The organism is Streptococcus infantis, from assembly GCF_047463315.1.
In the GTDB taxonomy this organism is placed as follows: Bacteria; Bacillota; Bacilli; order Lactobacillales; family Streptococcaceae; genus Streptococcus; species Streptococcus infantis_AB.
This window is the reverse complement of the sequence record NZ_JASHEB010000001.1, coordinates 318,735-333,164: the sequence shown is the minus strand read 5'-3', so window position 1 is coordinate 333,164 and position 14,430 is coordinate 318,735. Positions and strand designations below refer to the sequence as shown.

Below are 14,430 nucleotides of genomic sequence, written 5' to 3'. Positions count from 1 at the left end.
TTCATAGGCGAAAATATGGTATAATTAAGAGATAAAGTAAAGGGGAAATTATGGCTAAATTGATTCCAGGAAAGCTTCGAATGGAGGGAGTGGAACTCTACGAAACTGGTCAGATTGAAATCATTAAAAAACAAGACCATCGTATCTATGCGCGTGTAGCGGAAGAAGAAATTCGTTATAGTTTAGACGATGACTTGATTTTTTGTGCATGTGATTTTTTCAAAAAAAGAGGTTACTGTGTTCATTTAGCAGCTCTAGAATATTACTTGAAAAATGACCAGCTAGGACAGGAAATCTTACTCAATCTGGAGGCTAATCAGGAAGAGAAGGAGACTGTTGAGACACAGGTGACTTTCGGAGGAGAATTCTTGAAGTCTATCCAAGTTCCGCGTCAATCCAACATCTATCGGCTTTCTGCTCAAGGGCAGGTGGAAGCAGGAACCAATCGCATTATCTGGACTTTAAGAATTGGTCTTTCTCAGCAAGACAAGTTTTATGTGATTAGGGATATCCCTCTTTTCTTAAAAATCATAGAGTTTGCCAAACCCTACATGATAGGAAAATATTACGAGTCTTCATTAAGACTTGAACAGTTTGATAAAGCCAGTCAAGACGTCTTGAATTTTTTATTAGGTTTGATTGAAGAGAAGCTTGACTACAATATTTTTTTCCCAAATCAAGGACGACATCTCTATTTCCCTAAAACCTTTTTTGAACAGGGGGCTAGTCTACTGATGGGATTAGATGCCTTTCAGTTTGACCACCAACTTTCGAGTTATCATCATCTTCTTTTCCAAGACTTTGATGGCCAAGCAAGTTTGTTTTCATTTAGAATTGAAGAAAAATCCAACTATTTTGAAATGGAAATTTTCGAACAGACAGGAGTCAATTTCTTTTATAGAGGGCAAGTATTATTCTCGAAGGGGAATTTTTTCCTGATGACGAAAAAACAGGCTAGTTTGTTAGATGCTCTTAGAAAAGTTCCTTTAGATAATAGTGGCAGAAAGATCTTACAGTTTGATACTAGTAATCGAGATTTTTTAGCTTCGACCTTATCCCAGTTTAAAGGGCTCGGAAAAGTTGAGGCTCCTGATTCACTACAAATCCAATCCTTCCGTCCGTCTTTTTATATGGAACTAGAAGAGGATGGTTCTATTCGATTAGATATGCAATTTCAATATGAAACTTGCCTAGTAAGGAACCGTAATGAATTAGAGAAACTCCCTTTTGCTAGTGACATTCAATTGGAAAAACAGATTTTTCAGTTGGCCTTATCTGCTGGGTTTGAAGCGGATTTTCGTTCGTGGCGTCAAAGTTTGAAAGCTGAAGCAGTCCATGCTTTCTTTCAGGAAGTATTACCAGCCTTTGCGGCGCTAGGAGAATTAAAGATTTCTGAGAGCTTGCAAGATCTTTATCAGGTTCAGAAACCTCAAATTCAGATATCATCCAAGGGAAGTCTTTTAGAAATTCAATTTGATTTCCAGGATATTGATCAAGAAGAAATCAATCGAGCAATGAAAGCTCTTGTTGCCAAGCAGGACTATTATATTAGCTCGTCTGATCAGGTCTATTATTTTGATGAACAGACAAAACGTATTCGACAAGATTTAGAGGAATTAGGAATTGATGAGATAGAGAGTGCTACTTTCCAGGCTCGCAAGTCTTTGGCTTATACCTTATCTCATCTGTTTAAGGACCAGGATCAAGTTACTTTTACTGATGAATTTCGTCATTTGGCGCATCATTTAACGCATCCTGAGGATTTTCCGATGAAGTCCCTAGATATTCGAGCCCAACTCAGGGATTATCAGAAAAAAGGGATTCAATGGCTTCAGATGTTAGACCATTATGGATTTGGTGGAATTTTAGCTGATGATATGGGACTTGGAAAAACCTTACAAGCCATCGCCTTTTTAAGTAGCCAACTTCAGGAGAATAGCCGTGTCTTGATTCTTGCTCCATCTGGTCTCATCTATAATTGGGCTGATGAATTTAAAAAATTTGCACCGAATTTGGATGTGGCTGTCGTACATGGATTGAAACCTTATCGCGAGACTATTTTAGCAGGAAAACATCAGGTCTATGTGACCAGTTATGCCACTTTCCGTCAGGATAGTGAAATCTATCGAAATTTATCTTTTGATTTTCTATTTCTAGATGAAGCCCAAGTGATGAAAAATGCCCAAACCAAAATTGCTAAGATTTTGAGAAAGTTTGTGGTTCCATCAGTCTTTGCTCTTTCTGGAACACCGATTGAAAATAACCTCGGCGAATTGTGGTCTATTTTTCAAATTGTATTGCCAGGACTTTTGCCAGCAAAAAAAGACTTTATGAAATTGCCTGCTGAGAGAGTGGCACAGTTTATCAAACCATTTGTCATGCGTCGAAAAAAAGAGGATGTTCTTACAGAGTTACCTGATCTGATAGAAGTCGTTTATAAAAATGAACTGGAGGACCAGCAAAAAGCCATCTATTTAGCTCAACTTCAACAGATGCAAGAGCGTTTGGGACAAGTGACCGATGCAGAATTTCAACGAAATCGAGTTGAAATTTTAACAGGACTCATGCGTCTTCGACAGATTTGTGATACTCCAGCTCTATTTATGGAGGATTATAAGGGAGATAGCGGGAAGCTTGATAGTTTACGAGATCTGCTAAGTCAAATTGCTGAGGGAAATCATCGTGTACTCATCTTCTCTCAGTTTAGGGGAATGCTTGATCGCATCGAAAAGGAGTTGCCTCAGCTTGGCTTAACTTCCTTTAAGATTACTGGATCTACACCATCACAGGAGCGTCAAGAAATGACCAAGGCTTTTAACCAAGGTGAGCGCGATGTGTTTTTGATTTCTCTAAAAGCTGGTGGAGTTGGTCTCAATCTTACTGGTGCGGATACAGTTATTCTGGTAGACTTATGGTGGAATCCGGCAGTTGAATCGCAGGCTATTGGCCGGGCCCACCGTATGGGACAAGACCAAGCAGTTGAGGTTTATCGTCTGGTAACTAGAGGTACAATCGAGGAGAAGATTCAAGAGTTGCAGGAACAGAAAAAGAATCTGGTCTCAGAAGTATTGGATGGAACAGAGTCTCGTGGAAGTCTCACACTTACTGAAATTCAAGAAATATTAGGAATTTCTGAAGCCAAGACTTGAAAAATCAAGACTTTACGTTATAATGGAGTATTGAAAGGGAATAAAAATGAAACAAGTACGATTTCCAATAGTGTCAGATGATGAGATTATGCTGACAGAGATGCCATTTATGGATTTATATGATGAGTCGGATTTCATTAGTAATATCAAGGGAGATTACCAGGACAAAAACTACTTGGAATGGTCACCAATTACTACCGAAAAAAAGCCACTGGTTCAAGCATCAGATAAGCTACCTGAAAAGAAGGAAAAATCCTATGCTGAACTTGCTCGTGAAGAAGCAAGAGCCGATCTAAAACGGAAACGTTCAGCAAAATATTTGACTCAAGATGTTAGTTTTACGAAACGTTATAAACCTTCAAATAATGTAGTAAGACAGGCAAATCAGCCAACAGCTCCATTCCAAAAGGAAAATCCTGGGGAGCTAGCAAAATTTAGTGACAAACTAACTCAGAACCATTATATTTTGGCTGAAATGGCTCCACAGATGCAACAGACAACCAAAGAAGAGCATCTTGGACCAAAGAAAAATAATTATGATTTTTTAAAGAAAAGCCAAATTTATAACAAAAAAGAAAATCAATCAGAAAAAGAACGTAAAATTGCTCAAGAGTTGAACTTGACAAATATGACAGAGTAAAGGGGAAAAAGATGGCAAAAACCTATCATTTTATCGGAATCAAAGGATCAGGTATGAGTGCCTTGGCCTTGATGTTGCACCAAATGGGGCATAAGGTCCAAGGGTCTGATGTGGAGAAATACTACTTTACACAACGTGGACTGGAGCAAGCAGGTATCAAAATCTTGCCTTTTGATGAGAAGAATCTCCAAGGGGATTTAGAAATCATCGCTGGGAATGCCTTTCGTCCAGACAACAATGTTGAAATTGCCTATGCAGATAAGAACGGACTAAGCTATAAACGTTATCATGAGTTTCTTGGTAGCTTTATGCGTGACTTTATCAGCATGGGTGTTGCCGGAGCACACGGTAAGACTTCAACAACAGGTATGCTTTCTCACGTTTTGTCCCACATCACTGATACTAGCTATCTAATTGGAGATGGTACAGGTCGTGGTTCTGAAAATGCCAAGTATTTTGTCTTCGAATCAGACGAGTACGAACGTCATTTCATGCCATATCATCCAGAATACTCTATCATTACTAATATAGATTTTGACCACCCAGACTACTTCACAAGTTTAGAGGATGTCTTCAACGCCTTTAATGATTATGCCAAACAAATCACCAAAGGTTTGTTTGTCTACGGTGAAGATGCTGAGTTGCGTAAGATTACGGCAAATGCCCCAATCTATTATTACGGTTTTGAAGCAGACAACAATGACTTTGTAGTTAGCGATTTGCTTCGTTCAACAACTGGTTCAACCTTTACAGTTCACTTCCGTGGTCAAGAATTGGGTCAATTCCATATTCCAACTTTTGGTCGCCACAACATCATGAATGCAACAGCAGTAATTGGTTTGCTTTATACTGCTGGCTTTGACTTGGATTTAGTGCGTGAACACTTGAAGACTTTTGGTGGGGTGAAACGTCGCTTTACAGAAAAGATTGTCAATGATACTGTTATCATCGATGATTTTGCTCACCATCCAACAGAAATCATCGCAACTTTAGATGCTGCACGTCAGAAATATCCAAGCAAGGAAATCGTCGCTATCTTCCAACCGCATACCTTTACTCGGACAATTGCTTTGTTGGATGATTTTGCACAAGCCTTGAATCAGGCAGATGCAGTTTACCTCGCACAAATCTATGGATCAGCTCGTGAAGTTGACCATGGTGATGTTAAGGTTGAAGATTTAGCAGCCAAGATTGATAAAAAACATCAAGTTATCACTGTTGAAAATGTGTCCCCTCTCTTAGACCACAACAATGCTGTTTATGTCTTTATGGGAGCAGGTGATATTCAGTCATATGAATACTCATTCGAACGTCTCTTGTCTAATTTGACAAGTAATGTTCAGTAAGGAACACCATGGAATTTCCAATTAAAATAAGGGAAGTTCAGCAATCTGATATTGATCAGGTTTGCTTGATACAGGAGAGTACTCAAAACTTCCAAGAAACAGTTAATAGAGAAATAATAGAAGAACGTATCCGTAATTTTGCGGATACGTTTCTCTTAGCTAGTTTGGATAATCAGGTGATTGCTTATATTTCAGCGACAGATTTTGCTACATCCTCAGTAAGTAGATGGATAGTAGAGATGGCAGATAGAGAAGCTATTAGTAATGGAAATCTTGTGATTGATGCTTTATCTGTTCATCCGAATTATCAGGGGCAAGGATTTGGAACCTTGTTGCTTGCAGCCATGAAACAAGTTGCTCTTCAGAAAAATAGTCCAGCTATTTATCTGGTCTGTAAAGATGAATTGCTGTCTTATTTTGAGATGAATGAATTTATAGAGCAAGGAATAGTAGATTTAGGAGTCGGAAATGAAGTTAATTTTCTCATGTGTTGGAAGAATCCCTTTTATCAGGAGGAACTATGATTATTCGACAAGCTAGACTTAATGATTTAGACCGTATTTTAGAGATTGAATTAGAGAATTTCTCAATTGAAGAAGCCATACCTAGGTCTGTTTTTGAAGCTCACTTAAAAGAGATTAAAACTAGTTTCCTTGTGGCTGAAAAAGATGGAGAGATACTCGGTTATATCGAAGGACCAGTAGTCCCTCATCGTTATTTACAAGACCAGTCTTTCACTGAAGAAATAAAAGACCATAGTCATCAAAAAGGCGGATATATATCTGTGACTTGTCTTTCTATAGCCAAAAAAGCTCAATCTCTAGGGCTGGGGAAAAAACTACTGACCGCTCTTAAAGAAGTGGCTCTTAGGCATGAACGAGAGGGGATCAATCTGACCTGTCATGACTACCTTATTGAATACTATGAGAAGCATGGTTTTGTCAATGAAGGAAAGTCTAAGTCCCAATTTGCGGGAGAAGAATGGTATGATATGGTCTGGGAAAATAGGAATTAGCGAGTAGAAAGGCTTCCAAGGTTGCTTTTCTCTGGTTTTTAAGATATAATATTAAGGATTATTAACAAGGAGGTAAATACCTTTGAGCGAAAATTCAAATGAAGAAAAGTTGAGTTTTAAAGAGCAGATCTTGCGAGACTTAGAACGATTAAAGAATGAGGAAAATTTAACAGAACAAACAGATGACCTCTTATCAAATTTGATGAACTCTTCTGATGCAGAAACGGAAGAACGAGTAATAACTCCTGAAGAAGAACTGATTGCTAATTCTGTTTCAAATGTTGAACAATTGATTGAGAATGCACCTGTGGTTCCTCCTCGTCCAGACCTTAAAGAGGAAGTTGCAGAAGAAGCTGCGAAAGAAGTATCCGTTGAGTCACCTCAATCAATCTCAGATAACGATGAAATTAATTCGATACCAACTAAGGTTTCAGTTTCCTACCGTACTCATGAAAAATCACTTGAAGATAAAGGAACTGTAAGTTTTGCCACTAACCAAGAAGAATTAACATCTGGAAATGCTCATCCGGAGAATACTGAGGCAGATGAACTTCCTAAAAGAAGTCGTAGAGAGTCTACGAAACCAGCAAAGAAAAAGAAAAAATCCCACTTGAAAGGATTTTTAGTCACAGTATTAATTTTACTGATTCTATTAGGTGCTGGTGGTTTCTTTGGACTTCGCTATGCTGAATCAGCCTTGCAACCAGTGGATCCAAGTTCTAAACAATATATGACTGTTCAGATTCCAGATGGATCTAATGCTCAAGAAATTGGTTCAACTTTGGAAAAATCTGGTGTCATTAAAAACGGTTTGGTCTTTACACTTTATGTCAAATATAAAAACTATAATGAATTAAAATCTGGCTATTATAACCTACAAAAGAGCATGAGTGTTGAAGATGTCATTAAAGAGTTGCAAAAAGGTGGCACACCTGAACCTCAAGAGGTTACACTTGCAAACTTGACTATTCCAGAGGGATATACTTTAGAGCAAATTGCTCAGACTGTTGGCCAACTTCAAGGGGACTTTAAGGAACCTTTGACAGCGGAAGCATTCTTGGCTAAGGTTCAAGATGAGACCTTTATTGCTCAAGAGGTTGCCAAATATCCAAACTTGCTTGAAAGCTTGCCAGCAAAAGATAGTGGTGTTCGTTACCGTTTAGAAGGTTATCTTTTCCCTGCGACTTATACGATTAAAGAAAATACAACTGTTGAAAATTTAATTGATGAAATGCTAGCTGCTATGGATAAAAATCTATCTAGTCACTATGCTACAATCAAAGAAAAGAACTTAACAGTAAATGAGCTCTTAACAATTGCCTCTCTTGTTGAGAAAGAAGGAGCAAAAACAGAGGATCGCAAGCTGATTGCTGGTGTATTTTATAATCGTTTGAACCTGGGTATGCCACTTCAAAGTAATATCGCTATCCTTTACGCAGAAGGGAAACTTGGTCAAAACATCAGTCTTTCTGATGATGTAGCTATTGATACTTCAATTGATTCACCATACAATGTCTATACAAAAGTAGGTCTAATGCCTGGACCAGTTGACAGCCCTAGCTTGGATGCTATCGAATCAAGTATCAATCAAACAAAGAGTGACTATCTCTACTTTGTGGCCAATGTTCAAGATGGTAAGGTTTACTATTCAACAACACTGGAAGAACATGATCGAAATGTTCAAGAACATATTAATAGTAAACTAAACCAATCAAATAGCACAAACTAAAATTATGTGGTTTTCCACATAATTTTGCTTTAAAGCATATATTTATTAATTCAATCAAAAGAAAGTTGAGAAAAATGGTAGAAAAAACATATCCAATGACCTTGGAAGAAAAAGAAAAACTCGAAAAAGAATTAGAAGAATTGAAACTAGTACGTCGTCCAGAAGTTGTAGAACGTATCAAGATTGCTCGTTCATATGGTGATTTGTCAGAGAACAGTGAGTATGAAGCAGCGAAAGACGAGCAAGCTTTCGTTGAGGGACAAATCTCAAGTCTAGAGACTAAGATTCGTTACGCAGAAATCGTTAACAGCGATGCCGTTGCAAAAAATGAAGTTGCTATCGGAAAAACTGTAACAATCCAAGAAGTTGGAGAAGACGAAAAGGAAGTATACATTATCGTTGGTTCAGCTGGAGCAGATGCCTTTGCGGGTAAAGTGTCAAATGAAAGCCCAATTGGTCAAGCATTGATTGGTAAGAAAAAAGGTGATGTTGTTACAATCGAAACACCTGCTGGAAGCTATGATGTTAAGATCTTAAAGGTTGAAAAAACCGCTTAATAGGATAAAAAGAAGGAGTGGGATTCAGGGAAAGCGTTTTCTATCACTCCTTTTCTTATTTTTTAAAAACTTAAGGAGACTAGATGAATTCAGAAAAAAAGCACAAAAAGAAAAGTAAAATGGAGCGTGGCCTAACCAATCGCCATGTTCAGGTTATGGCTATTGCAGGTACAATCGGGACAGGATTATTTCTCGGGGCAGGTCGGTCTATCAGTTTAACTGGACCTTCGATTGTCTTGGTATATATGATTACGGGTGGCTTCATGTATCTCATGATGCGTGCTATCGGTGAAATGTTGTACCAGGACCCAGAGCAACACACCTTTATCAATTTTATTACTCGCTATCTTGGAAAGGGCTGGGGATATTTCTCGGTTTGGTCCTACTGGTTATCAGTGGTCTTTATCGGTATGGCTGAAATTACTGCAATCGCTCACTATGTTCAATTTTGGTTTCCGTCTTGGCCATCTTGGTTGATTCAGGTTGTCTTTTTAACAATTTTAGGATTGGTCAATCTGATTGCAGTTAAAATATTTGGTGAAGTGGAATTTTGGTTTGCTATGATTAAAATCGTTGCTATTCTTGCCATGATTGCGACGGGTATTTTTATGGTCTTGACTGGCTTTGAAACTCCTTATGGATCAGCAAGTCTCACCAATATTAGTGAGCAATTCTCCCTTTTCCCAAATGGAGGAATGAACTTTGTCATGGCCTTTCAAATGGTTTTCTTTGCTTACTTGATGATTGAATTTATCGGTGTAACCACATCTGAAACTAAGGATCCTCGGAAAGTATTGCCCAAGGCGGTTAAGGAAATTCCTTTGCGAATTATCTTCTTCTACGGTGGGGCTTTGCTTGCAATCATGTCTATTATTCCTTGGCGTGAGCTTTCTGCGACAGATTCACCATTTGTAACGGTATTTGAACTTGTTGGTCTTAAGTGGGCGGCGGCCTTGATTAACTTTGTTGTCTTGACTTCCGCTGCGTCAGCCTTGAATTCAACTCTTTACTCAACAGGTCGTCACTTGTACCAAATTGCCCATGATTCACCAAATCGTTTCTTGAAAGCTATTAAGGCAGATACACTTTCACGCCACAATGTTCCTCAGAATGCTATCATTGCTTCTGCGGTATTGATTGGTTTTGCAGCCTTCATCAATGTACTTCCTGGCGTATCAGATGCCTTTGCTTTGATTACGGCTTCTTCATCAGGTGTTTATATCGCCATCTACATCTTAATCATGGTGGCCCATCTTAAGTATCGCAAGTCAAAAGACTTTATGGCAGATGGCTATCTCATGCCCCAATATCGCTTGCTAAATCCTCTGACTATGCTCTTCTTCATCTTTGTATTCGGAACTCTCTTTTTACAAGAATCAACTGTAATGGGAGCAAAAGGTTCAGCTATCTGGATTGTTGCTTTTGGTATTTATAGCCAATGGAAATTTAGAAAATAAGTTATAAGCTCATCAACTCAGGTTGATGAGTTTTCTAGTTTGACAGCTCTTGGTAATAAGACTATAATCAAGCTATAAGTGTCTTTAGGAGGTTTGTATGCAGGTAAGATTGGAAAATACAGAGTCTCAGAAATCGCAAATAATAGGAGACTTGATTCGCTCCTATAATCGTTCCAAAAGAGAAGTTGCTGAAAGTGAACCACTAAACCTTTATGTCGAAGATGAACATGGTGAGATCATGGCTGGTTTAGTAGCAGAGACTTTCGGGAATTGGTTAGAAGTTGAGTATTTGTTTGTGAAGGAGGACTTGCGAGGACAAGGAATCGGCTCCCAACTATTGCACCAAGCAGAAAGTGAAGCTAAAAAGAGAAACTGTCGCTTTGCTTTTGTGAATACCTATCAGTTTCAAGCGCCAGCCTTTTATCAAAAGCAGGGCTACAAGGAAGTCTTTACATTGAAGGATTATCCCTACGATGGACAAAGACACTATTATCAAAAAGAACTGTAAATGGAAAATGAAGGATCGAAGAGATTGGCCCATTATTATGGAGGTAGGCCTATGGATATCATACTAGATATGGGGAATGTTCTATTGGAATGGAACAAGGATAAGATTTTGAAAGCTGTGGTTAAAACAGAAAAAGATTATCTAATTTTAGACAAGGCGATTTTCCAGTCGGGTTTATGGGAAAGATTGGACTTAGGTACTTTGACTCGAGAAGAATTGGTTGATAAGGTTCTTTCTATATTAGGGGATTGTTATCAGGATGAGGTCGAAGAAGTCATTTGGAATTGGCCAGCCTACATCGATATTTACAGCGAGGTCTTTCCTCTTCTTGCAGTTTTAAAGAGAAAAGGTCATCGTATTTTTGTCTTGTCCAATACCTCACCAGTTTTTTACGAATTATTGAAAGACCAACTATCACCTCTAGCAGAGATTTTAAATGGTTTCGTCCTTTCTTGTGATATTAAGGCCATCAAACCGGATCCAAAAATGTTTGAAGAAATTCTCCAAATGGATCCTGCAAACTGTATTTTTCTGGATGATGTAAAAGAGAATACCAAGATGGCAGAAAGTTTAGGCATCAAAGCCTATCAAGTAAAACAAAGGAGCGATGTTGTAGATATTTTACAAAGATTTGAATAAACAGAAAACTCTCTATCATGTAAGTGGTAGAGTTTTTTTTTGTAAAAAAAAATTTCACAAAATGACAGATATATATTGCATAATGTAAAGTATATGATATAATAAAGTTAAAAAAAGAAGCGCGACTTTTAAAATTAAGGAGGAGGTTACAAGTGGCTAAGAATTTAAAATTAAAACTAGCTCGAGTAGAGCTTGATATGACACAAGGTGACTTGGCAGAAGCTGTCGGGGTTACGCGCCAGACTATCGGCTTGATAGAAGCTGGAAAGTACAATCCCTCGCTTTCGCTTTGCCAGTCTATTTGCAGATGCTTAGGGAAAACTTTAGACCAATTATTTTGGGAGGAAGAAGATGAAAAATAAATTTTATTATTATCAATTATTAGACGAAAGAGAAGAACAACTGATGAATAAAGCTAGTGCAGAGAGTTTTTATATTTCTATCGGATTATTGTTTCTAACTTATTTCATAGCAGTGTTAGCACCAAGCCTTTTTAATCCAAGTATGCTTCTCGTTATTATTATCATAGGGACTTTTTACTTTATCAATCGTGCTAGAAGTCTAGGTGTGACTTACTATAGTCGTTTTCATTTTACAATTTTAGGATGTCTGTTATTAACTCTAGTGATTACAGCTACCTTGATGCTACAGAACTACCAGTTCAATATCGAAATATATCAGCATAACCCTTTACATCTTAAATACATTTTTGCTTGGGTATTTACCTATATCTTTTATCTTCCTTGGGTCTTTATTGGTAACTTAGGTCTGAAAAGTTATGGTGAATGGGTTCAGAAGAAGTATGAAAAAGATATGGATGAGCTCGAGAGCATGGAATAGCTTGTTAGCTTTTTATCAATATCGAGAAAATGTGTTATAATAGTACTAATTTATGAGAAAAGAAGAAACATTTTCATCTTTTTACAAATAGGGAAGAAGGACAGTATATGTACCCAGATGATAGTTTAACTTTGCACACTGATTTGTATCAAATTAACATGATGCAAGTTTACTTCGACCAAGGCATTCATAACAAGAAAGCAGTTTTTGAAGTTTATTTCCGCCAACAACCTTTTAAAAACGGTTATGCTGTATTTGCGGGTTTGGAACGAATTGTGAAATATCTTGAAAACTTGCGTTTCTCAGATAGCGATATTACTTATTTGGAATCACTTGGTTATCATGGCGCCTTCTTGGAATATCTCCGTAATCTCAAGTTGGAATTGACTGTACGGTCTGCTCAAGAAGGGGACTTGGTATTTGCCAATGAACCGATTGTTCAAGTGGAGGGGCCTTTGGCGCAGTGTCAATTGGTTGAAACAGCTCTTTTAAATATTGTTAATTTTCAAACCTTGATTGCGACCAAGGCTGCTCGTATTCGCTCGGTCATTGAAGATGAGCCTTTGATGGAGTTCGGTACACGTCGTGCGCAAGAGATGGATGCAGCTATCTGGGGAACTCGTGCCGCTGTCATTGGTGGTGCTAATGGAACCAGTAATGTGCGTGCTGGTAAACTCTTTGGGATTCCAGTTTTAGGGACTCATGCTCATGCTTTAGTTCAAGTTTATGGCAATGATTACCAAGCTTTCAAGGCATATGCCTCAACTCACAAAAACTGTGTCTTCCTAGTGGATACCTACGATACTCTTCGCATCGGTGTTCCAGCAGCAATTCAGGTTGCGCGTGAACTTGGTGACAAGATTAATTTCCTTGGTGTTCGTATTGACTCTGGAGATATTGCCTATATTTCTAAAAAAGTTCGTCAACAACTGGACGAGGCAGGATTTACTGATGCTAAGATTTATGCATCCAATGACCTTGATGAAAATACCATCCTTAACCTCAAGATGCAAAAAGCTAAGATTGATGTTTGGGGTGTCGGGACTAAGCTCATTACAGCCTATGACCAACCAGCTCTAGGAGCAGTTTATAAGGTTGTTGCCATTGAAGATGAAAATGGTCAGATGCGCAATACTATCAAACTCTCTAGCAATGCTGAAAAAGTTTCAACTCCAGGTAAGAAACAAGTTTGGCGCATTACCAGTCGTGAAAAAGGAAAATCTGAAGGTGATTATATTACCTATGACGGCGTTGATGTGTCAAGTATGACTGAACTCAAGATGTTCCACCCAACCTATACTTACATCAAGAAAACTGTCCGCAATTTTGATGCAGTTCCTCTCTTGGTAGACATTTTTAAGGAAGGTAAGCTAGTCTATGATTTACCAAGTCTTCCTGAAATTCAGGCCTATGCTCGTAAGGAATTTGATAAGCTTTGGGACGAATACAAACGTGTTCTTAACCCACAACATTATCCAGTAGACTTAGCGCATGATATTTGGCAAGATAAGATGGACTTGATTGATAAGATGCGTAAAGAAGCCCTAGGCGAAGGAGAAGAAGAATGAGTTTGCAAGAGACCATTATCCAACAACTAGGCGTTAAACCAGTCATTGATGCCCGAGAAGAAATCCGTCGTTCCATTGACTTTTTGAAAAAATACCTTAAAAAACATCCTTTTCTTAAAAGTTTTGTATTAGGAATTTCTGGTGGTCAAGATTCGACTTTAGCTGGTCGCCTTGCCCAACTAGCTATAGAAGAAATGCGAGCTGAAACCGGTGATGATTCTTATAAATTTATAGCAGTTCGCCTGCCTTATGGAATTCAAGCAGATGAGGATGATGCCCAAAAAGCCCTAGCTTTTATCCAGCCAGATGTGAGTTTGGTGGTCAATATCAAGGATTCTGTAGATGCAATGGCAGCGGCAGTAGAGGCTACTGGTAGTCCAATGTCAGACTTTAATAAAGGGAATATCAAGGCTAGAAGCCGGATGATTGCCCAATATGCACTCGCAGGAGCTCATAGTGGAGCAGTTATTGGTACTGACCATGCTGCAGAAAATGTCACAGGTTTCTTTACCAAGTTTGGTGACGGTGGTGCAGATATTCTTCCACTTTATCGCCTCAATAAACGCCAAGGGAAACAACTCTTGAAGGAACTTGGAGCTGATCCTGCTCTCTATGAAAAAGTACCGATTGCCGATCTAGAAGAAGAAAAACCAGGTATTGCAGATGAAGTAGCCTTGGGAGTCACTTACAATGAAATTGATGACTACCTGGAAGGTAAACAAATCAGCCAAGAAGCCCAAGCAACCATTGAAAAATGGTGGCACAAAGGCCAACACAAACGCCACTTACCAATCACTGTCTTTGATACGTTTTGGGAGTGAGACAGAAATCGGTAACTCGAAGAGTTCGATTTCGTAGTCTCACCCCCGCAAGGCTGACTAGGCTTGAAAAAGCTTGATAAAGCGTATTTCAAGCCAGACAGCTACTGCGTCATGAAATTAGAGGAAACTGTTGTTTTCTCAATGTTTATGAGTAAAGTGTT

Annotated in this window: 14 protein-coding genes; all 14 read left to right on the top strand. The window is 38.5% G+C overall.

The annotated features are described in order from the left end of the window. Positions 1 to 50: 50 nt before the first annotated feature. Positions 51 to 3,149 carry a DEAD/DEAH box helicase gene (locus tag QM857_RS01680; protein ID WP_414274846.1) on the top strand — a complete coding sequence of 1,033 codons (3,099 nt, stop codon included), beginning with the start codon at positions 51 to 53 and terminating at the stop codon, positions 3,147 to 3,149. Between the two features lie 46 nt (positions 3,150 to 3,195). Beyond that, positions 3,196 to 3,789: a cystathionine gamma-synthase gene (locus tag QM857_RS01675; RefSeq protein WP_414274845.1), complete on the top strand. Its 594-nt coding sequence runs from the start codon at positions 3,196 to 3,198 to the stop codon at positions 3,787 to 3,789. 11 nt (positions 3,790 to 3,800) lie between these two features. After that, positions 3,801 to 5,135 (top strand): UDP-N-acetylmuramate--L-alanine ligase, encoded by a 1,335-nt coding sequence (murC, locus tag QM857_RS01670; protein WP_414274844.1) that lies wholly within the window; start codon positions 3,801 to 3,803, stop codon positions 5,133 to 5,135. Between the two features lie 8 nt (positions 5,136 to 5,143). Then, positions 5,144 to 5,659, top strand: a complete 516-nt coding sequence (locus QM857_RS01665; protein WP_247921721.1) for a GNAT family N-acetyltransferase — start codon at positions 5,144 to 5,146, stop codon at positions 5,657 to 5,659. Beyond that, entirely contained in the window at positions 5,656 to 6,150 is a 495-nt protein-coding gene (locus tag QM857_RS01660) for a GNAT family N-acetyltransferase (protein ID WP_414274843.1), read from the top strand. Before QM857_RS01665 ends, QM857_RS01660 begins: the two co-directional genes overlap by 4 nt. 82 nt (positions 6,151 to 6,232) lie before the next feature. Then, on the top strand, positions 6,233 to 7,879 hold the full coding sequence (mltG, locus tag QM857_RS01655; RefSeq protein WP_414274842.1) for an endolytic transglycosylase MltG: 1,647 nt from the start codon (positions 6,233 to 6,235) through the stop codon (positions 7,877 to 7,879). A 74-nt stretch (positions 7,880 to 7,953) separates the two neighbouring features. Beyond that, positions 7,954 to 8,436: a transcription elongation factor GreA gene (greA, locus tag QM857_RS01650; protein ID WP_006148148.1), complete on the top strand. Its 483-nt coding sequence runs from the start codon at positions 7,954 to 7,956 to the stop codon at positions 8,434 to 8,436. Between the two features lie 83 nt (positions 8,437 to 8,519). After that, positions 8,520 to 9,893 carry an amino acid permease gene (locus tag QM857_RS01645; protein ID WP_414274841.1) on the top strand — a complete coding sequence of 458 codons (1,374 nt, stop codon included), beginning with the start codon at positions 8,520 to 8,522 and terminating at the stop codon, positions 9,891 to 9,893. A 97-nt stretch (positions 9,894 to 9,990) separates the two neighbouring features. After that, positions 9,991 to 10,401, top strand: coding sequence for a GNAT family N-acetyltransferase (locus QM857_RS01640; RefSeq protein WP_414274840.1), 411 nt, complete (start codon positions 9,991 to 9,993; stop codon positions 10,399 to 10,401). A gap of 51 nt (positions 10,402 to 10,452) precedes the next feature. Further along, entirely contained in the window at positions 10,453 to 11,040 is a 588-nt protein-coding gene (locus QM857_RS01635) for an HAD family hydrolase (protein ID WP_414274839.1), read from the top strand. Between the two features lie 152 nt (positions 11,041 to 11,192). Then, entirely contained in the window at positions 11,193 to 11,402 is a 210-nt protein-coding gene (locus QM857_RS01630) for a helix-turn-helix transcriptional regulator (RefSeq protein WP_001107501.1), read from the top strand. After that, entirely contained in the window at positions 11,392 to 11,880 is a 489-nt protein-coding gene (locus QM857_RS01625) for a DUF6773 family protein (protein ID WP_414274838.1), read from the top strand. Before QM857_RS01630 ends, QM857_RS01625 begins: the two co-directional genes overlap by 11 nt. A gap of 107 nt (positions 11,881 to 11,987) precedes the next feature. Continuing rightward, the gene (locus QM857_RS01620; protein WP_414274837.1) at positions 11,988 to 13,448 is read left to right on the top strand and encodes a nicotinate phosphoribosyltransferase; all 1,461 of its coding nucleotides are present in this window, start codon (positions 11,988 to 11,990) and stop codon (positions 13,446 to 13,448) included. Continuing rightward, complete coding sequence (nadE, locus tag QM857_RS01615) at positions 13,445 to 14,269, top strand: ammonia-dependent NAD(+) synthetase (protein WP_414274836.1); 825 nt, start codon at positions 13,445 to 13,447, stop codon at positions 14,267 to 14,269. Before QM857_RS01620 ends, nadE begins: the two co-directional genes overlap by 4 nt. The last annotated feature ends 161 nt before the right edge of the window (positions 14,270 to 14,430 follow it).

Coding starts and splice junctions, on each gene's coding strand:
- QM857_RS01680 (WP_414274846.1), top strand. CDS start 51: ATGGCTAAATTGATTCCAGGAAAGCTTCGAATGGAGGGAGTGGAACTC.
- QM857_RS01675 (WP_414274845.1), top strand. CDS start 3,196: ATGAAACAAGTACGATTTCCAATAGTGTCAGATGATGAGATTATGCTG.
- murC (WP_414274844.1), top strand. CDS start 3,801: ATGGCAAAAACCTATCATTTTATCGGAATCAAAGGATCAGGTATGAGT.
- QM857_RS01665 (WP_247921721.1), top strand. CDS start 5,144: ATGGAATTTCCAATTAAAATAAGGGAAGTTCAGCAATCTGATATTGAT.
- QM857_RS01660 (WP_414274843.1), top strand. CDS start 5,656: ATGATTATTCGACAAGCTAGACTTAATGATTTAGACCGTATTTTAGAG.
- greA (WP_006148148.1), top strand. CDS start 7,954: ATGGTAGAAAAAACATATCCAATGACCTTGGAAGAAAAAGAAAAACTC.
- QM857_RS01645 (WP_414274841.1), top strand. CDS start 8,520: ATGAATTCAGAAAAAAAGCACAAAAAGAAAAGTAAAATGGAGCGTGGC.
- QM857_RS01640 (WP_414274840.1), top strand. CDS start 9,991: ATGCAGGTAAGATTGGAAAATACAGAGTCTCAGAAATCGCAAATAATA.
- QM857_RS01635 (WP_414274839.1), top strand. CDS start 10,453: ATGGATATCATACTAGATATGGGGAATGTTCTATTGGAATGGAACAAG.
- QM857_RS01625 (WP_414274838.1), top strand. CDS start 11,392: ATGAAAAATAAATTTTATTATTATCAATTATTAGACGAAAGAGAAGAA.
- QM857_RS01620 (WP_414274837.1), top strand. CDS start 11,988: ATGTACCCAGATGATAGTTTAACTTTGCACACTGATTTGTATCAAATT.
- nadE (WP_414274836.1), top strand. CDS start 13,445: ATGAGTTTGCAAGAGACCATTATCCAACAACTAGGCGTTAAACCAGTC.